The 17,614-nt window shown below is 37.0% G+C and carries 20 protein-coding genes and 1 pseudogene; 20 read left to right on the forward strand and 1 reads right to left on the reverse strand.

Translation table 11 applies throughout. From position 1 onward, the window contains the following. Positions 1-209 precede the first annotated feature (209 nt). The 7 genes and pseudogenes from Q0N70_RS10560 (at position 210) to Q0N70_RS10585 (ending at position 5,403) form a co-directional block, all read left to right on the forward strand. Positions 210-2,459, forward strand: coding sequence for a hydratase (locus Q0N70_RS10560; RefSeq protein ID WP_294016541.1), 2,250 nt, complete (start codon positions 210-212; stop codon positions 2,457-2,459). A gap of 134 nt (positions 2,460-2,593) precedes the next feature. Continuing rightward, on the forward strand, positions 2,594-3,076 hold the full coding sequence (locus Q0N70_RS10565) for a hypothetical protein (protein ID WP_277292285.1): 483 nt from the start codon (positions 2,594-2,596) through the stop codon (positions 3,074-3,076). Between the two features lie 73 nt (positions 3,077-3,149). Further along, positions 3,150-3,290, forward strand: coding sequence for a hypothetical protein (locus Q0N70_RS10570; protein ID WP_159443477.1), 141 nt, complete (start codon positions 3,150-3,152; stop codon positions 3,288-3,290). 115 nt (positions 3,291-3,405) lie between these two features. Then, positions 3,406-3,567, forward strand: a pseudogene (locus tag Q0N70_RS12305) (type III toxin-antitoxin system ToxN/AbiQ family toxin); the annotation flags it as partial. 296 nt (positions 3,568-3,863) lie between these two features. Further along, positions 3,864-4,094, forward strand: a complete 231-nt coding sequence (locus Q0N70_RS10575) for a response regulator transcription factor (protein WP_294016548.1) — start codon at positions 3,864-3,866, stop codon at positions 4,092-4,094. Between the two features lie 12 nt (positions 4,095-4,106). Continuing rightward, entirely contained in the window at positions 4,107-4,364 is a 258-nt protein-coding gene (locus Q0N70_RS10580; protein WP_277075494.1) for a LuxR C-terminal-related transcriptional regulator, read from the forward strand. A 268-nt stretch (positions 4,365-4,632) separates the two neighbouring features. Continuing rightward, complete coding sequence (locus Q0N70_RS10585; RefSeq protein ID WP_294016551.1) at positions 4,633-5,403, forward strand: ZIP family metal transporter; 771 nt, start codon at positions 4,633-4,635, stop codon at positions 5,401-5,403. 92 nt (positions 5,404-5,495) lie between these two features. On the opposite strand, the gene Q0N70_RS10590 is transcribed toward Q0N70_RS10585, so the two are convergent. Next, positions 5,496-5,840, reverse strand: coding sequence for a helix-turn-helix transcriptional regulator (locus Q0N70_RS10590; RefSeq protein WP_277075495.1), 345 nt, complete (start codon positions 5,838-5,840; stop codon positions 5,496-5,498). A gap of 71 nt (positions 5,841-5,911) precedes the next feature. Here Q0N70_RS10590 and Q0N70_RS10595 point away from each other — a divergent pair, with 71 nt between their 5' ends. From Q0N70_RS10595 to Q0N70_RS10655, 13 genes are all read left to right on the forward strand, one after another. Continuing rightward, positions 5,912-6,319: a hypothetical protein gene (locus Q0N70_RS10595; protein ID WP_294016554.1), complete on the forward strand. Its 408-nt coding sequence runs from the start codon at positions 5,912-5,914 to the stop codon at positions 6,317-6,319. Next, complete coding sequence (locus Q0N70_RS10600) at positions 6,312-6,608, forward strand: DapH/DapD/GlmU-related protein (RefSeq protein ID WP_277075523.1); 297 nt, start codon at positions 6,312-6,314, stop codon at positions 6,606-6,608. The genes Q0N70_RS10595 and Q0N70_RS10600 overlap by 8 nt, the downstream gene beginning before the upstream one ends. Continuing rightward, on the forward strand, positions 6,605-7,351 hold the full coding sequence (locus Q0N70_RS10605) for a WecB/TagA/CpsF family glycosyltransferase (protein ID WP_294016556.1): 747 nt from the start codon (positions 6,605-6,607) through the stop codon (positions 7,349-7,351). The genes Q0N70_RS10600 and Q0N70_RS10605 overlap by 4 nt, the downstream gene beginning before the upstream one ends. After that, on the forward strand, positions 7,348-7,758 hold the full coding sequence (locus tag Q0N70_RS10610) for a hypothetical protein (RefSeq protein WP_294016558.1): 411 nt from the start codon (positions 7,348-7,350) through the stop codon (positions 7,756-7,758). Before Q0N70_RS10605 ends, Q0N70_RS10610 begins: the two co-directional genes overlap by 4 nt. A 13-nt stretch (positions 7,759-7,771) precedes the next feature. Next, positions 7,772-8,524 (forward strand): hypothetical protein, encoded by a 753-nt coding sequence (locus Q0N70_RS10615; RefSeq protein ID WP_294016560.1) that lies wholly within the window; start codon positions 7,772-7,774, stop codon positions 8,522-8,524. Then, on the forward strand, positions 8,521-8,913 hold the full coding sequence (gene tagD, locus Q0N70_RS10620; protein ID WP_294016562.1) for a glycerol-3-phosphate cytidylyltransferase: 393 nt from the start codon (positions 8,521-8,523) through the stop codon (positions 8,911-8,913). The genes Q0N70_RS10615 and tagD overlap by 4 nt, the downstream gene beginning before the upstream one ends. Next, a complete protein-coding gene (locus tag Q0N70_RS10625; RefSeq protein WP_013700801.1) occupies positions 8,913-9,761 on the forward strand; it encodes a phosphorylcholine transferase LicD in 849 nt (282 codons plus the stop codon). The genes tagD and Q0N70_RS10625 overlap by 1 nt, the downstream gene beginning before the upstream one ends. 17 nt (positions 9,762-9,778) lie before the next feature. Beyond that, a complete protein-coding gene (locus Q0N70_RS10630; protein ID WP_294016567.1) occupies positions 9,779-11,260 on the forward strand; it encodes an oligosaccharide flippase family protein in 1,482 nt (493 codons plus the stop codon). Then, positions 11,253-12,482 carry a CDP-glycerol glycerophosphotransferase family protein gene (locus Q0N70_RS10635; RefSeq protein WP_294016569.1) on the forward strand — a complete coding sequence of 410 codons (1,230 nt, stop codon included), beginning with the start codon at positions 11,253-11,255 and terminating at the stop codon, positions 12,480-12,482. Before Q0N70_RS10630 ends, Q0N70_RS10635 begins: the two co-directional genes overlap by 8 nt. Next, positions 12,458-13,669: a hypothetical protein gene (locus Q0N70_RS10640; RefSeq protein ID WP_294016570.1), complete on the forward strand. Its 1,212-nt coding sequence runs from the start codon at positions 12,458-12,460 to the stop codon at positions 13,667-13,669. The genes Q0N70_RS10635 and Q0N70_RS10640 overlap by 25 nt, the downstream gene beginning before the upstream one ends. Further along, a complete protein-coding gene (locus Q0N70_RS10645; protein ID WP_294016571.1) occupies positions 13,666-14,544 on the forward strand; it encodes a glycosyltransferase family 2 protein in 879 nt (292 codons plus the stop codon). The genes Q0N70_RS10640 and Q0N70_RS10645 overlap by 4 nt, the downstream gene beginning before the upstream one ends. A 192-nt stretch (positions 14,545-14,736) precedes the next feature. Further along, positions 14,737-16,050, forward strand: coding sequence for a hypothetical protein (locus Q0N70_RS10650; protein WP_294016573.1), 1,314 nt, complete (start codon positions 14,737-14,739; stop codon positions 16,048-16,050). A 134-nt stretch (positions 16,051-16,184) separates the two neighbouring features. Next, positions 16,185-17,582, forward strand: a complete 1,398-nt coding sequence (locus tag Q0N70_RS10655) for a VPA1262 family N-terminal domain-containing protein (RefSeq protein ID WP_294016575.1) — start codon at positions 16,185-16,187, stop codon at positions 17,580-17,582. The last annotated feature ends 32 nt before the right edge of the window (positions 17,583-17,614 follow it).

Below are 17,614 nucleotides of genomic sequence, written 5' to 3' on the forward strand. Positions count from 1 at the left end.
CTTTTAAAACTTGTAAAGGATTTTGACGATTCATTGCTTCCAATAAAAGTTGACATATCGATTTTTTCAAAGCTCACAAATCAAGATTTGATTGACCACATAAAAAGGGTTGGACAAATTTTTTATCAGAAATAGCAAGCGTTGAGAAAATTCTTGTTTTATGCTAATCTCTTCTATATATTTATCTTTTTGACAATTCGAGGAATCTTATGAAACTTTGGGAAAACGGCGCTTTTCTTTCGGGCGGAAAATTAGTTGAGTCCGTGCCGGGCAAAAATCCGGCTGACTGTGCTAAAAACACTATTTCTTATTCTATCTTGCAGAGGCACAATACTTCGGGCGATGCTTCCAAGCTGAAAATCAAATTTGACAAAATCACTTCACACGATATTACTTATGTCGGAATTATCCAGACGGCGCGGGCTTCCGGGCTTGAGAAATTTCCGATTCCTTATGTTTTGACAAACTGCCACAACTCGCTTTGCGCGGTCGGCGGAACTATCAACGAGGACGACCACATGTTCGGTCTGACTTGCGCTCAGAAATACGGCGGAATTTACGTTCCTCCGCATCAGGCTGTAATCCACCAGTTTGCGCGCGAGATGCTTGCAAAGTGCGGCGACATGATTTTTGGTTCTGACAGCCACACCCGTTACGGCGCGCTTGGAACTATGGCGATTGGCGAGGGCGGCGGCGAGCTTGCAAAGCAGCTTCTGGGAAAGACTTACGATGTGAATATGCCGGGCGTTATCGCGGTTTACCTGACCGGCTCTCCTGTTCCAGGCGTCGGTCCTCAGGACGTTGCGCTTGCTATTATCAAGGCTGTTTTTGCGAACGGCTACGTCAAGAACAAGGTGATGGAATTTGTGGGGCCTGGAGTTGCGAATCTTTCTGCTGACTTTAGAATCGGCATTGACGTTATGACGACTGAGACAACCTGTCTTTCTTCAATCTGGTCAACTGACGAGAAAATCCGCGAGTTCTATTCAATTCACGGAAGGGAAGGCGACTACAAGGAGCTGAATCCGGGAGAGGACGCTTATTATGACGGCGCGATTGAGCTTGACTTGGGAGAAATCCGTCCGATGATTGCGCTTCCGTTCCATCCGTCTTGCGCATATACAATAGAAGAAGTTAACAAGAATCTTATGGACGTTCTTGAAGAGACTGAAAAGCGCGCGAAAGTTTCGTTCGGCGACAAGGTGAACTTTACGCTCAAAAACAAGGTGATTGACGGAAAACTTTACGTTGACCAGGGCGTTATCGCAGGCTGCGCCGGCGGCGGTTTTGAGAACATCTGCGCGGCTGCCGACATCTTGAAGGGAAAGGACACTGGAAACGGAAAATTCCTTTTGAACGTTTATCCTGCTTCAATGCCGGTCTACATGGAGCTTATGAAGAACGGAGCGTTCGCCTCGCTTGTTGACGCGGGCGCAATCGTTAAGACTGCTTTCTGCGGACCTTGCTTCGGCGCGGGCGACACTCCTGCCAACGGCGCTCTTTCAATCCGCCATTCTACAAGAAACTTCCCGAACCGCGAAGGCTCGAAAATCCAGAACGGTCAGCTTGCCTCTGTTGCGCTTATGGACGCACGCTCAATCGCTGCGACTGCCGCAAACAAGGGCTTTTTGACTGCCGCCACAGACTTGGCTGACGGCGAGTTCAGCAAGAAAAAATATTTCTTTGACAAGACAATCTACGAAAAGCGCGTTTACGACTCAAAGGGCGTTGCGCATCCGGAAGTTCAGATTCAGTTCGGACCGAACATCAAGGACTGGCCGGAGATGCAGCCGCTTTCTGACGACATTCTGCTCAAGGTTGTATCTGAAATCCACGACCCGGTTACAACTACGGACGAGCTTATTCCTTCGGGCGAGACTTCAAGTTTCCGCTCAAATCCGCTTGGACTTGCGGAGTTCACTTTGAGCCGCAAAGATCCTGCCTACGTTGGAAGGGCAAAGGCTGTCCGCGACAGGTCAGAAGAGGTCAAGGCGGAAGTGAGCCGCGCGGAAAAAATCCTTGAGGAAAAGTATCCTGAGTTCAAGGGAAGAATTGAAAAGGCCTGTCTTGGCTCTACAATCTACGCTGTTAAGCCGGGCGACGGTTCTGCGCGCGAGCAGGCGGCAAGCTGCCAGAGAGTTCTGGGGGCAAGCGCGAACATCGCAAGCGACTATGCGACAAAACGCTACCGCTCGAACCTGATTAACTGGGGAATGATTCCGTTCCTTTATAAGCAGGGCGATACGGCCGCGACAGAGAATCTTCCGTTTGCGAACGGGGACTACATTTTTGTTCCGGGCGCAAAAAAGATGATTGCGGAAAAACTCCCTGGCGTAAAAGCCTACGCAGTCCGCGCCGACGGCACAACCGCCGAGTTCGAGCTTTCGACAGGAGATATGACCGACGACGAGCGAAAGATTATTCAGGCCGGATGCTTGATTAACTTTTATAGGGGATAAGAGGTAAAGGAGAAAGAACCAGGCTCTTCCGCATTGGAGGAGCCTGGTTTTTTATGCTTTAAAAAGTTATAGAGAATTTTATTATGGTAAAAAATAAAAAACATGATATAAATGTTTTATAGCAGAGGATAAAAATGAAAAAAAGAAATTTATTTCTTTCTTATATTGTAGTGATTCTGTTTTTTACAGGTTGTGTTTCATTGAAAGATGTTTCAGTCTATAAAAACGAAGAAATTTCTGAATATAAATATGCATTAATTAATTCTACAGAAAGTCTTACTTCTAATGTCGGAACAACTATTAATGGAGTATATGTTTCAGAAGGAAAGACAGTAAATCCACGAGATATAATTTCTGGGTATCTTATGAAAAGAGGATTCATTATTATAACAGAAATTTCTGATGATATAAAAGATAAAACATTGATTGTTAATTATGGTGAAAGTGGTCGCCGGAATGTTCTCTTTGGATATACAACAGAAGTGACTTTACAGTTCATTTCAGCAGGTACTAAAAACTTAGTTTGTTCTAGTACAGCAGAAGGAATTGGAGATACAGAAGCCGATGATATAAAAAAAGCAATTACAAGGGCATTGGAAGCTGTATTTGAAGAATAAGATATGTCTAAAAAAATCATATATATGGTAAAAGTTAAAAGATTCCTTCCTTCCGCATAATTATAATGAGCAATTGTTAAAAACATGTTACAATGCTCCAAGAAGGTGCAAAATGTCTTATGATGTTGTAATTGAACAGGTGAAGGCTCTTCCTGAACAGTTGCTTACATCGGTTTCGGCTTTTATAGTCGTCTTTTTATGGAGCAACTATTGAGACAAAGACAGCATTTTTTTTATTGTCAGCGATGACTATATTGATTATCTGCTTAAAATTGAAAATCATGTAATGAAAAACAAGCCGGAACTAAAGAACATACCGTAGAAAATATGTCGGAATCCTTACAGAAATAAATGGGTTCAAATATTTCGTTCCGATGTCCTCTCCTAAAAATAAAGATTATGAAAATGGAAAAATCAGAAAAAACAGTCTTACGACAATATATATGAAAAGCAAGTGCAAGTTATATGGAACGCTCCGCAAAGAAATGTAGTTGCGATGATAATTTATTTCCGCTTGGAAAAATTGTAGTTGACTTTAAGAAAGTTGAGAAGGCTTCATTAACTACAAAAAGTGATTTTTTTTATGCGAAATCTTAGTTTTTAAACTTAAAAAAAAATATACCCACTCCGCCAGGCAAATATAGTTACTATATTTTAAAATAAAGTAACTATATTTGGAAATTTAGTTACTTTATTCGGGTAACTTAGTTACTTTATTTTCTTAATGATATATGAATACTATTGGAAATTGCCCGAGCAGACGGTTGTCTCCCAAATCTTATTGATTATGGGAGACTTTTTTTATTTTCGGTGCGGAAACATACTTCCAGACCTTGTGATTTCTGACCTTAATTTTTCTGGCGACGACGCAGGCTTTGATTTTATTGCAAAGCTTCACTCGCTTTATCCAGAGTTAAAAATCATAGTGTATTCAATGTTTTTTTCGGCAGGAATGGTTCAGACGGCAATTCAAAACGGAGCGGCAGGCTATATTTCAAAAAATGCGCCGTCGGACTAGCTTATAGAATGCATGGAAAACGCTTTTAGTGGAAAAACTTTTGTTCAAAAAGAATTGCGGGAAAATCTTGTAAAATTCAATTCCTTTACAGACGCGCTTACGCAAAGAGAAAAACAGGTGATGGCTTTAATTCTGCAAAATCTTTCCAACATGCAGATTGCGGAAAAACTGCAAATAAGACAGCGCGCCGTAGAAAATTACATTTCAAGCATTTATGAAAAAACCGGCATCAACGACAAAAAGGAATTTATCAGTCAGTTTGGAAAATAATTTAAAAATGCGGCATGACTCTGTGGATTTTTGAATATTTTGTTCCGCTGCAGGCACTGTTATTGCCACTCTCATTTACCTAAAAAATAAGTAGAGTAAAAAATAGCCGCCAAGTTTGAACTACAGAGGCGGCTGTTCGACCTAAGTGGAGATACCACAAAGTCCGGGCATTTCCTTTCATTTTATATAACACATTGATGTTATGCCGTCAAATTCCAGCCAAAATCCCAACATTGAAAATATGATTCTTTAAATCTATAATCAGAGCATGAATACTTTTTATGGAATTCTGATTCCGTTTCTTGGAACTACATTGGGTTCAGCCTGCGTTTACTTTCTTGGAAAAAATTTAAATAAAAATGTCCAGAAGTTTCTTTTGGGGTTTGCGGCTGGAGTAATGGTTGCGGCTTCTGTGTGGTCGCTTATAATTCCTTCAATAGACAGTTCTGCTTCTATGGGAAGACTTGCATTTATTCCGGCGGCAATTGGAACTGCGGCGGGAATTGCTTTTCTTTTTTTGCTCGACATTCTGATTCCGCATCTTCATGTTGACTCTGAAAAACCAGAAGGTTTAAAAGCAAAGCTCAAGCAAAGCACCATGATGTTTCTTGCAGTTACGCTCCACAATATTCCAGAAGGAATGGCGGTCGGAGTTGTTTTTGCGGCATTTTCCGCGCAGAGCCTGGGATTTGCGGCAGCGGCGGCACTTTCCGTGGGAATTGCAATTCAGAATTTTCCAGAGGGCGCAATAATTTCCATGTCGCTTGCAGGAAACGGCGAATCTAAAAACAAATCATTTGCATTCGGAGTTCTTTCTGGAATTGTAGAGCCAGTTGCGGCAGTGATTACAATTCTTCTAAAAAATTTAATAGTGCCGGTTCTGCCTTACCTTTTATCATTTGCAGCCGGAGCAATGCTTTACGTTGTTGTTGAAGAACTGATTCCCGAAGCATCTGAAAAACCGCATTCAAATTTAGGCACAATCGGATTTTCGCTTGGCTTTATTCTGATGATGATTCTAGATGTGGCTCTAGGCTGAACTTTCACTGGTCGGCGCAAGCTACGCTTCAAGTCCAGCCAAAAGGCACAATTTTTTCAGCTCATATTATCTCAAAAAGTTTTCAGATTGACTCAATTTTGCAAGGATTCTGCTGTCTGATGTATAAGATTTTTTATTGTTTTTTGTATGTTCTGCGGAATCGAATCCAAATCGGTTAAAATGGACTTTGTCTCCGGATTAATCTGAATAAATGTCGGCGATTTTGATTTTTCATCCTTTCCTGTAACCAGATATTCAACCGAAACATTCAGAGCCTGAGCGATTTTTACTGCAATGTCGGCAGGTGGAATTGAAGCTCTTACCCCAAGATAGTTGTCGAGCGTTCCTTTTATAATTCCAGTTTTTGCAGAAAGCTCTTTTACTGTAAGCCCTTGAAAATCGAGTTCGCTTCTAAGATTTTCTCTGAATGAATTCATAAATGTATTATATCAATTGATATATTGTTGCCTTGATTTTATATTTCAATGTGCATATAATAAAGTATGATATGTCAATTGACGTATTTTATGAGGTTGTCAGTTTGAAAAAATATGCCATTCTCTGCGGTTCAGCCCCGGACGGATTTACGCAGAAAAAAATAAACGAAATGCACGATTTTCTTACAAGCGATGCCGGCGGTTTATGGGCTGAGAAAGATATAGCAATTTTTCCGAATGGTGTGGACGAACCGACGCTTTCTTTTGTGCTTGAGCGGCTAAAAGCGGACAAAACTGAACAAATTCTTCTATATATGTGCACTTTAACGCCAGTCGCGGACAAGGAAAAATCAGTCTGGCTTGGCGGAGATGAGGTGCGGAAAAGTGTGATTGAATTCTTTTGTGCGGATGGATGCGCTCAAGTGATTTATGACTGCGGAAGGGAATTGGTGAGGGAGGAAGTTTTTGAAAATGCGTAGTCACCGTTCAGAGTATAAATTTAAAAGGATTTTTATTCACTTTTTTAGGCCTTTGATTGAAAACTGCGTTTTTATTTCTGGATTTCAAAGGGCAAAGCTTTTCCGGCTGATTGGATATAAAAATATCGGGAAAGAAGTTTTTCTTGGCTGCAATGCGATTGTCTGCAAGGGTGTAAAAATCGGGAAAAATTGCATTGTTGGAGCAGGAAGCGTGGTGACTAAAAATCTTGAAGAAAATTCAGTTTATGCTGGAGTTCCTGCAAAAAAGGTTGGAGAGCATATTTTATGAAAAAATACCTGTTTGAGGAAATTCCGCTTGCAGTTCCTTCTGACCGCGCGGAAATGAAATCAATTTTCTCTCAGATGCTCGATGATTCTAGTCAGTCCGTAATCTCGTTCATAAATCCTGAAATCTTTTTGACTCAGCAGAAAAATCCGCTTCTTCACGAATATTTTAAGAGCGCAAAATACAATTTTATCGACGGAATAAATCTTCTGTACGCGATTAACAAAAAACTCGGCACTTCATATTCCGCCGACGACCGGTATCCGGGAACTGATTTTTTCAGTTATCTTCCTGACGACAGAAAAGTGAGCGTCTATCTTTACGGCTCGAGAATCGAAAACCTTGAGGACGCAAAGTTGCGCATAGAAAATGCCCACCCGAACGTAGAAATAATTGAATGGACGTTCGGCTACACAAAATTTGACGGCGACTTTCTGATTGAAAAAATAAATGCCGCAAAACCCGATATTCTGATTGTCTGCAAGGGCTGTCCGCTTCAGGAAAAGTGGATTTGGGAAAACAAGGAAAAACTGAACGCAAAGATAATCTTCGGAAACGGCGGAGCGGTAGATTTTTGGAGCGGAAACACAAAACGCGCGCCTGAATTTATGATCCGGCTCGGACTTGAATGGCTTTTCCGCCTGTTCGCAAGTTTTTCGTTCAAGCGCCTGGCAAGGCAGATGAAGCTGGTGAAATTTCTGGTGAAGTATAAACGCGGGGAGTATGATGTGAGGAGTTTGTCATGAGTGAAGAAAAAATAAAATATTTGGAGTTCATACAGAATATCGTAACAAGAATGAATCAGAATTCATTTATGATAAAAGGTTGGACTGTTGCAATTGTATCCGCTTTGCTGGCTATTTATGCAAACAAAGAAAATAAATTGTTTATATTGATTTCAATCTTTCCTGTTCTTATCTTTATGTTCCTTGATTCATATTATTTATGGCAGGAAAGAAAATTTAGACATCTTTATAACAAAGTGCTGGAGGAAAATGAATCTAAACAAATAAAACTTTTTTCAATGAATACGAATGTTGGAAATGAATGCTGTAAAATTTGTTATTTTAAGGTCTTATTTTCTGTTACTGAACTTGTTTTTTATTTTTCAATTATGCTTGGACTTGTTGCTTTGTATTTTCTGAAAGGTTAGAAAAGGAGGAAAAATGGATAAAGCCTTTAATGTTGCTATTTCTGCTATTTCTGATATTTCATTTTTGCCAAAAGCGTCGGAATTTAGAGATGATAAGCTTCCTGATTTTTTTCAAGAGAAAATACCTGAAAAAATGCAGAACGACAAAAAAGTTCTTGATGGAAAAAAACTGGAGGATTCTTGGTTTAAGCCTGTAAAAGCAGATTTTTTTATTTCTCATAAATATAAAGATTCTGATAAAGCAAAAAGGTTAGGTGCTTATCTGCAGTCAAAAGGAAAGACTGTTTTTATAGATTCATGCATTTGGGGAAGTGTGTATAGACTTCAGAAAATTTTAGACGATGGATATTGTCAAAATGATGATAAAAAGACCTATGCATATAATAAAGTTATGAAATCAACTTCATATACACATATGCTTTTGACAAATGCATTGCTGAAAACTTTGGAAAATTGTGAAAATTTTATTTTCTTAAACACAGAAAACTCAATAAATGCTGAAAATATTATAAAAGATACATCTGAAACAAATTCTCCATGGATTTATTTTGAAATAAATGTCGCCAACGCTTTATTAAAAGAAAAATTTAAGATGAGACAATTTTCTGAAAGTAAAGAAAATTGTGACGTTTTTCCTGAAATGGCTTTTGAAGCTGATTTAAAGAATTTTTCAAAAGTAAACATAAAAAAATTGTTAGATTTCTTAAATATTCCTATTCAAAAAGAACGAAATCAAAATGAGGCTGGGGTTGAACATAATTTATGAAACGCATAATAACATACGGAACTTTTGATTTATTACATTACGGGCACATAAATCTTTTACGCCGTGCTAAGGCTCTGGGTGACTATCTTGTTGTGGGGCTTTCAACTGACGAATTCAACTGGAACTCAAAGCACAAGAAATGCTATTTCAGTTATGAAAAGCGCAGGCAGCTTCTTGAGGCGATCCGCTACGTTGACCTGGTTATTCCCGAAGAAAACTGGGAACAGAAGAAAAGCGATGTTGAACTTTATAAAATCGACACATTTGTTATCGGCGATGACTGGAAAGGCAAGTTTGATTTTCTTAAAGAACAGTGCGAGGTTGTTTATCTTGAGCGCACTCCTGAAATTTCCACAACGCAGATAAAGCGTGACTTGGAGAAGCTGTAATGGAAGACTTGAAAAATGTATGGAACGTTGAACTTGACATTCTTAAGAAATTCGACAGTTTCTGCAAAAAACACGGGCTTTCATATTTTGCGGATTCTGGAACTTTGCTTGGAGCTGTCCGTCATAAAGGTTTTATTCCGTGGGACGATGACTTGGACTTTGTGATGTTTAGAAAAGACTATGACAAGTTTATAAAGCTCGCGAAGAAAGAATTTAAGTATCCGTATTTTATTCAGACTGGATATAATGATGCTGGATATGTGGGCGGACTTTGCCATATAAGGAATTCTGAAACGAGCGCAATGTTAAAACGTAATTGGCCACATACAAAATATAATCAGGGAATATTTATAGATGTTTTTCCTTTGGACGGCGTAATTGAAAATAGGGTATTCAAAAAAACACAGGATTTTTTAAAGAAATTTTTATTTTCTATTTTATGGAATAAATATTATCCAAAAACATGGAAAATGGATTTTTGGAAGAGAGTTTTTCTTATCCCATTAACTTTTTTTCCTCAAAAAATGCTTTTCAGCCTTTATGAGACGGTCTGCAAGATTGGAAACATTCTTCCGCATAGCAAAGTTTGTGAAATTTCGTACTTTGGAACAAATGCGGAGCGGAAAATCAGCGATTATGAGAAAACTGTTTTCTTGGAATTTGAAGACACAAAAGTTCCTGTTCCAGAGAGATTTCATGAGATTCTAGTTTCAATGTACGGAAGCGATTATATGACTCCGAAAAAAGTTTCGAGCGACCACGGCGAAACTTTCTTTGATGTGGGCAATTCATATAAAAAATATCTTTCGGGCGAGCTCGCCTTGCCGGAAACTTTTATAAAACAATAGAAGAGTTTATAGAAAGAATGTCAAAATCAATAAAACTGAATGCTTTCTATAAAAGTGTTCTAAGTGCGCTTAATATAATTTTTCCTCTTATAACCGCTCCTTATGTGGCTCGTATTCTTTCTGTGGACGGATTCACGGAATACAATAAGGCTATAAGCATTATCAGCTGGTTTACGCCTTTTGCTGTTTTCGGCGTTTACACTTACGGAATGAGGACTGTAAGCCAGATTAAAAATGACAAGAAGAAAGTTTCCGCGCTTTTTACAAAGCTGTTCATATTTAATATTTTTACATCTGTGCTTGTGACGGCTGTATATGTGATTATGGTTTTGCTTGTTCCGTCGTTTTTGAAATACAGGAATATTTATCTGATTCTCGCAAGCCAGATATTTTTCGTCTGCTTTGCGACTGACTATGTGAATGAGGCTTTTGAAAGTTACGGCTTTATTCTTATAAAGACATTTCTGTGCCGTTTTTTATATGTCATAAGCGTTTTTCTTTTTGTGCGAAAAAACGATGACATTTTTATCTATATTCTTTTGGTGAACATTTCTTTGATACTGAATAATATTTTTACATTTGCTTATGCAAAATCAAAGATAAGGTTTTCAAAAATATGCTTTAAGGATTTGACATCGCTTTTTAAACCGTTGTCGGTTGTGTTTTTGCTTGTTAATTCAAGCATGCTTTACACTATTTTTGACCGCTTTATGCTTGTGTGGTTTTCTGATGCCCTTAGCCTTACTTATTACAATGTTTCCCAAACGATTATTCTTGCAGTCGTGAATGTGACGACATCTGTTTTACTGGTGAGCATTCCTCGTCTTTCGTTTTATTGGGCGGATGGCAAAAAGAATGAATATTGTTTTTTGCTTGAAAAAAGCTCGTCTTCGTTTTTGGCATTGCACACTCCTTGTTGCATAGGAATGGCGGCCCTTTCCTTTGAGGTTTTCTATATTTACGCAGGCCAAAAATATTTGTCGGGCGCACTGTCTTTATGCTTATTTTCTGTGCGCTATTATTTTGGCGCGTTTGACATGATTCTTGCCAAGCAGGTTCTTCTTGCGACCGGCAACGAGAAAATTCTTACAAAAATTTACTATTTCGCAGGCATTTACAACATCTTGTGTAAAATTGTCCTTGTTCTGCTCAATAAACTTACGTCTGAGCTTTGCATTATAACAACGGCATCTTCTGACATTCTTGTTGTTTTTCTGCAGATTCTGTTTATAAGAAAACTCGGATTCAATTTTTCAATATTTTCAAAAAAGAATTTTAAATATCTGGCGACAAGCTTTATTTTTATTCCAATTGTGCTGGCCATAAAGCATTTTGTTTCCTTTGACGGCGCGATTTCAATTCTGATTAGAAGTGTTCTGTCTGTAGTTTTGTGTGCACTTTTGTATCTTTCAATGCTGATTTTTACAAAAGATGAATTCTTAAAAAATCTTGCTTTCTGGAAATCTAAAAAGCAAGCTAGTGGAGCAAAAAATGAATAAGAAAAATCTTCCTTTGCCTGTGAAAATTGTGCGCTATGCGGCAATCTGTTTTCTTGATTCTTTCTTTTTTCCAATTTACCACTTGTGCGGACTTTTCAGACGAAACCGAAACCTGTGGATTTTTTCCAGCTGGCTTGGACAGAAATACAATGACTCCAGCAGAATATTTTTTGAGTATATGCATAAGAATCATCCTGAAATCAGATGTGTCTGGCTTTCAAAAAACAGGCGGATTCTAAAGATGCTGCGCGAAAATGGGTATGAGGCGGTTTCCGTTTTTTCGCCTTATGCAATGTGGCTTTCTTTCCGCGCCGGAATGATTTTTTCAACTTCTTCGAATGAATTTTTTCTTGGTCTTGCGAAAGGCTCGGTTTTCATGGAGCTTTGGCACGGAATGCCTCTTAAGAAAATCGGCTTTGACGACAATGTTTCAAAAGGAAACGGAACATGTCTGCATAAATTCGGACTTGAGATGAACAAGAGATTTTTCCGCTGGAAGAGTTTTATGTACATGAAGAACTGTTGGACTTTGACCAGTTCTGATTTTTTTGTTAAGTTTTTGCAAACCGCATTTGACTTGCCGACAGAAAGAATTCTTCCTGTCGGTCTTCCGAGAACCGATGCCTTGTTTTCTTGTAAAAAAGAATCTCTTGTTGAAAAAGTCCGCATAGAATTTCCCGGCTGTAAAATTGTTCTTTATATGCCAACTTTCAGAACCGGTGTCTGGAGCGGAAAGCCTTTCAATCCGTTTGCCGCTGACTATGGTTTTAACGCAGACGAATTTTCAGATTTTCTTGAAAAGGAAAATATTGTTCTCTTGTACAAGCCTCATTTTGTGGATTTGGAACTTGGGCAGAACCTCTCGTCCGAAAAACGTTTCATATTTATTGATGATGAAAGTTACAGCGAGCTTTACAACTTCGCCGGTCAGGTTGATATGCTAATGACCGACTATTCAAGCATTTACTTTGACTTTATCGCGACAAAAAAGCCGGTTGTTCTTCTGCCGTTCGATTTGGACGAATACCTAAAGACAAGCCGGGCACATTACTTTGAGTATTCGGAAATTGAAGGCGCAAAGGCAAAAAACTGGCAGGAATTCTACAGGATTCTTGAAGAGAAAAAATATTCGTCAGTGAGCGAGGAGACGCGGAAAAAGTTCGCGGAATACTTGGACGGAAAGTGCTGTGAAAGGTTATGGAAATGGTGTCTGGAAAAATGAGGATTCATCCGCTTTATAAGACAAAACTGACCGAAATATCACAGATTTTGCTTTCTCTGCTGATTCTTTCCATAAATATGAACGGTCCGGACTTTTTCAGGACAAAGGAAATTTTTTTCTTTCTTTTTGTGCTGGTTTCTCTTCCTTATGGAAATTACAGGCGGATTTTTGATTTCCTTCTGATTTTTTCAATTCTGCTTTTTAGCGATGTGTTGAATCTTATCATTCCTGGAAGCGATTTGACTCCGTCAGAAGCCGTAAAGAATTCTTTGGGAATGATTTATCTGTTTATTCTTGTCTATAATAAAGATGAATATAAACAGACAATACTGAAATCTTATTTGTTTTCCGCAGTTTGTGTCGCAATTTTTATATGTTCAATCTGGCTTGTGTGTACTTTTTCCGAAAGCGCAAAGGAATTTCTTGTGGCTTATTTTTCCACCATGAAAAACGACAAGACTGCATTTGTCCTGAAAATAAGCATGAAGAAAATCCTCAAATGGTGGGTTCTTGGTGTCTATTATGGAACCGCTCCCTGCATGATTCCGGTACTCGGATATTGTCTTATTTATGGTATAAAGACAAAAAGAAACAAATTTCTTCTTGTCGAAATTCTTCTTACTGCGGCTTTGATAATGTCAGGCACAAGGGCGAATATTATGACCGCAGTTCTGTTGGATGCGTTTTATTTCGGATTCTGGCTTCTTCGTAAAAAGCAGTATACGCTTGCAATGTTTCTTATCACTCTTGTCGCAGGTTTCGGTGTGATTCTTGCGTTCCTTTTTCTAACGACGGTTGATGCTTCGTTAAATGTAAAGACTTTGCATAAAATGTCTTATGAAAAAGAATTCATAAGTGATTATGGGCGTTTCCTGCTTTACGGCTGGGGAGCAGGTTCTACTTTTTATTCAGCGGGGTTCAAGTCTTATACAGGACTTACAGAGCTTTCTCATCTTGAAACAGTCAGGCGTTATGGTCTTGTTCCTGCTATAATGATTTTTGTTTTTGTGTGGCTAAAACCTGTGGTTACAATAATCAGCAAGGAAAAAAGCCTTTTGAAATATTTTTATATGATACTTCTTGTTTCTTATATATTCGTTGCCTGCACAAATCCCTTTCTTCTTGGAAGCATTGGTTTTTGTGCTCTTCTTTTTATGTCAACATTTTTTGAGAGAGGTTTTCTATGAGTTCAAAAGTCTATGCGCTTGTAACATTGTTCTATCCGAATGAAAAAATTGCAGAGAATATAAAGATTCTTGCTTCTCAGGTTGACTGTGTGATTCTCTCCGACAACACGCCTTGTTCTGACAATCAGAATCTTTTTTCGGAAATCAAAAATTGCATTTACATTGCGAATAGAGAAAATTTCGGGCTTTCAAAGGCGTTCAATGCCGCACTGAAAAGCCGCCAGTTTGATGATGAGGATTTCATTTTTTTCTTTGATCAGGACTCAAGAATCTGTGATGGATATGCTGAGACTCTGATTCGGAATTTTGAGAAAATTGATTTGAATCATGAAATCGGTTGTGTCGGTCCGCAATATGTCGATACAAATTCCGGTAAAATTATTGCTCCCCGAAAAATTGAAGTTCTTTCCGATTTTTGCTATACGGTCTCTTCGATGATAACTTCCGGACTTCTGACAAAATATTCAGTCCTGAAAAAAATCGGATTCTGGAACGAGGCGGTTTTTCTTGACATGGCGGACTGGGACATCTGCTGGCGGATGAAAAAAGCTGGCTTCAAGATTGTTCTTTGCAATGCACTGACACTGACTCACACTTTGGGAAAAGGCGTGAAGAAAATCGGAAAATTGAATCTGCGGATAAATCATCCTGTACGCGAATATTACCAGCTCCGTGACTCAATAAAAATCTTCTGGCGGCGTTATGTTCCTGTAAAATACAAAATCCGTTTTCTGCTGATGTGGCTTCCTATGCCGCTAGTTTACCTTTGTTTCCTCCCGAACCGTCTGCTTCGTTTGAAATATGTTTTCTGGGGATTTTTGGACGGAATAAAACGAAAGAATGACAGTTTTGAAAAACTGCATGGGAAAGGGTGAGAATAATTCTTCCTTTCCCATGATATTATAAACAAAAAATCAATAACTGTAGTTTTTATGGATTTAAAGAAAATCACCCTTGAACGCTATTCTGTTGAATATATGAGCGATGTGATAGAATGGGGACATGGGGAATAGAATCTATTATTATTCAGGAATGTTTATTATAATAGTATCTCAGAGGTGTTCATCATGTCCATATATTTTCCTGAAAGCGAGGAAATCTATTTCAAAAAAACGCGGGAATATTTTAAGGAAGTTGTAAGTTCATATTCAAACGAAAATTACCGTTCTGCAATCGTCATGCTTTATTCAATTTCTATATGTGACATTCTCTTTAAGTTGCAGGAACTTAAGGATATGTACAACGATTCTATGGCAGCGAAAATCCTAAAGAAAGTCGAAGATTTGAGAAATAATAAAGACTGTCTGTCAAAATCAAAATGGGAAAAAGAGCTTGTTGATGAGGTTTATAACGAAACCAACCTCTTGGACTTGGAATCTTATACAAATCTTAATCATCTGTATGATTACAGGAATTTTTCCGCACATCCTGCATTGAATGAAAATTATGAGCTGATAAATCCTACAAAAGAAATAACGGTTGCATTCATAAAATCGACTTTAACCAACATCCTGATAAAACCGCCGATTTTCATAAAAAACGTTCTTGGAATGCTTACAGATGATTTGAATGAAAAAAGCAAAATCTATATTAATGAATATGAAAAACTACATGATTATCTAAAAAACAAATATTTCTCGAAAATGCCGGATTCCATGAAATTTAAAATTTTCATAACTTTATGGAAATTCTGTTTTAACAAACCTGATGATGAATTGTGCATGAAAAATCTGAAAATAAATAGAAAATGCTTGCAGATTTTAACAGAAGAAATCGGAGATGAAATTATAAAGAAAATTGATGATGAAAAAGAGAAGTTTTCCGTCGCAACTGATGAAAAATGCATTTTTAGCCTGATTGTCTATTTGTCGCATTTTCCTAAGATTTATACTAATCTGGCAGATGATGTGAAGTTGCATATAGATTCTGTTATTGAAAAGAATAACAATGCAAAGGCGGTTTCATGGTTTGTTTGTAATGATTATTCGGCGCATTTAAATATATTGAAAGTGAATTATTCGTTGCTGCTTACTGAGGAAACTATAGAATATATGGTAAAAACTTATTCCGATTTAGGAAAAGAATCAGAACTTTACGATTTCTTTATTTTTTATTATGGCGACAGCCAGTCATTCGATATGGCTGATGAAAGATTTGATTTTGTAATTGCTCCATATTTGGATAGTTTTATTGCTTCCCAGTTAAAAAAATTGCTTGAATATTGCAATGACAATTCTCAGATTTATAGAAGATGGGCTGCATATTCCTCTAATACGAAGATAGCAAAAGTAATTTTGCAGAAACTTGGAAAAGACTTTGATTTTTCTGAATACAAGAAATTTGACTTTGATAAATCAATATTGGAAGAAAGTGAAAATTAGAATTATTTATCAATATATCTTAAATTATAGCATGACTTTTTAGTTGGATGATAAAATTGACGATTTCATTTTTATTAAAATAGAAAAGTTTCTGCAATAAAAATTTTATTTCTGAAAAAAGGGGAGAAGTAATTATGGAACTGGATTTTGATATAGATTTTGAAAAAAGCAAAAGAGAAAATGCACTTAAAGATTTTAATTTGCTGATTCAGTCAGGTAATTTAGGATTTTATCAATCTGTTGAATTTGTGCAGATTTTCATTTTTGACAGGAATTTAAAAAAGTCTATCAATTTTTTTTCCTTATTTACATTTTCAGAAAAAGAGTATAACGGAAATGAATCGTCGGAGTTTCTTACTGATAAACTTATAAAAATAAGCGATAGGTATTCATTTGGAATTATAAGAAATACTTTTTCAATAGAAAGTATAAAGCATATTTTTTCTGATATTAATAATGGTAAATTTTTTATAGATGAAGATGAATGTATTATTTCTGACAAATTATATTTACTGCCGAAAACTTTTGTTCCTAAAATGAATCTAAAAAACTCGCCGCTATTAAATGAAGTAATAAAACCGAATTATTGGGGAGATAATTATATTATCGAGTTTTTTGATGAAAAGAAAATAATATTTGCTGATTGTGATAACCAAAGAGAATATTTTGATAAAGTTTGCAATTATGTAAATTCTTCATTGAAAACAATTTCAATAAATCTATCCAAAGTTTATGACAGAATTGGTAATATAATTTTTCAATTTCCAATTACATTATATAAAACTTCAATTGAATCTAGTAGGGATTCTGTTTCATTTATTGTAAAAAATGAAGCGCATCCTCGGCTTAAGGTTGCAAAAAATCTATCAGTAATTATAAGAACAACTTTGGACGATGTCATCACAGGCTTTTTTTCTTATGAGATAAATGAATTGTCCAGTTCTCAATATTGCAATGTTGGAGATGATAATTTTATAGAAACAACTGTAATGGATAAACAGACAAATTTAATTCTGCATTATTCTTTGCTGATACTCTTGAAAAGAATCTGCTATGGCATGAATATAGGCTTACAAAATTCAGAAGAACGAATTTTAAAAGATGAAAATGGTGCAATCAAAAAATCATATAGCCAGTTTATTAGAAATTATTCATTTGTTGGAAAATCAAGTCAGAATTCTTATGATGATTTGATTTCAAGAAGAAATATAAATAATGATATTTTAAAGCATAGTGATGACTATTTTGTGTCAAAATCTGATGACCGAAAAAACGCGTTAAATTTTCTTATAAAAAAGTTTTCTGCTATAGATCTAAAAGAAATATGTTTATGGGATCCTTATTTGTCGCCTCAAGATATTTTTGATCTTTTATATCCTGAAAATACAGGCGTGCCGTTTAGATGTATTGGTTCTAATTGTGTAAAAAGAATTATAACTGATAATAACAGATTTGATTTCAATGAACTGAAAGAAAATTTTCTTAATGATTTTCATCGATTCTCAAATAACTCCTATGATATTTGTCAATAGCAAGGAACTCCTGATTCCATAATTTTACGATG

It is taken from the genome of uncultured Treponema sp., from assembly GCF_945873775.1.
Lineage (GTDB): Bacteria > Spirochaetota > Spirochaetia > Treponematales > Treponemataceae > Treponema_D.

Coding starts and splice junctions, on each gene's coding strand:
- Q0N70_RS10560 (WP_294016541.1), top strand. CDS start 210: ATGAAACTTTGGGAAAACGGCGCTTTTCTTTCGGGCGGAAAATTAGTT.
- Q0N70_RS10565 (WP_277292285.1), top strand. CDS start 2,594: ATGAAAAAAAGAAATTTATTTCTTTCTTATATTGTAGTGATTCTGTTT.
- Q0N70_RS10575 (WP_294016548.1), top strand. CDS start 3,864: ATGGGAGACTTTTTTTATTTTCGGTGCGGAAACATACTTCCAGACCTT.
- Q0N70_RS10580 (WP_277075494.1), top strand. CDS start 4,107: ATGGAAAACGCTTTTAGTGGAAAAACTTTTGTTCAAAAAGAATTGCGG.
- Q0N70_RS10585 (WP_294016551.1), top strand. CDS start 4,633: ATGAATACTTTTTATGGAATTCTGATTCCGTTTCTTGGAACTACATTG.
- Q0N70_RS10590 (WP_277075495.1), bottom strand. CDS start 5,840: ATGAATTCATTCAGAGAAAATCTTAGAAGCGAACTCGATTTTCAAGGG.
- Q0N70_RS10595 (WP_294016554.1), top strand. CDS start 5,912: ATGTCAATTGACGTATTTTATGAGGTTGTCAGTTTGAAAAAATATGCC.
- Q0N70_RS10600 (WP_277075523.1), top strand. CDS start 6,312: ATGCGTAGTCACCGTTCAGAGTATAAATTTAAAAGGATTTTTATTCAC.
- Q0N70_RS10605 (WP_294016556.1), top strand. CDS start 6,605: ATGAAAAAATACCTGTTTGAGGAAATTCCGCTTGCAGTTCCTTCTGAC.
- Q0N70_RS10610 (WP_294016558.1), top strand. CDS start 7,348: ATGAGTGAAGAAAAAATAAAATATTTGGAGTTCATACAGAATATCGTA.
- Q0N70_RS10615 (WP_294016560.1), top strand. CDS start 7,772: ATGGATAAAGCCTTTAATGTTGCTATTTCTGCTATTTCTGATATTTCA.
- tagD (WP_294016562.1), top strand. CDS start 8,521: ATGAAACGCATAATAACATACGGAACTTTTGATTTATTACATTACGGG.
- Q0N70_RS10625 (WP_013700801.1), top strand. CDS start 8,913: ATGGAAGACTTGAAAAATGTATGGAACGTTGAACTTGACATTCTTAAG.
- Q0N70_RS10630 (WP_294016567.1), top strand. CDS start 9,779: ATGTCAAAATCAATAAAACTGAATGCTTTCTATAAAAGTGTTCTAAGT.
- Q0N70_RS10635 (WP_294016569.1), top strand. CDS start 11,253: ATGAATAAGAAAAATCTTCCTTTGCCTGTGAAAATTGTGCGCTATGCG.
- Q0N70_RS10640 (WP_294016570.1), top strand. CDS start 12,458: ATGGAAATGGTGTCTGGAAAAATGAGGATTCATCCGCTTTATAAGACA.
- Q0N70_RS10645 (WP_294016571.1), top strand. CDS start 13,666: ATGAGTTCAAAAGTCTATGCGCTTGTAACATTGTTCTATCCGAATGAA.
- Q0N70_RS10650 (WP_294016573.1), top strand. CDS start 14,737: ATGTCCATATATTTTCCTGAAAGCGAGGAAATCTATTTCAAAAAAACG.
- Q0N70_RS10655 (WP_294016575.1), top strand. CDS start 16,185: ATGGAACTGGATTTTGATATAGATTTTGAAAAAAGCAAAAGAGAAAAT.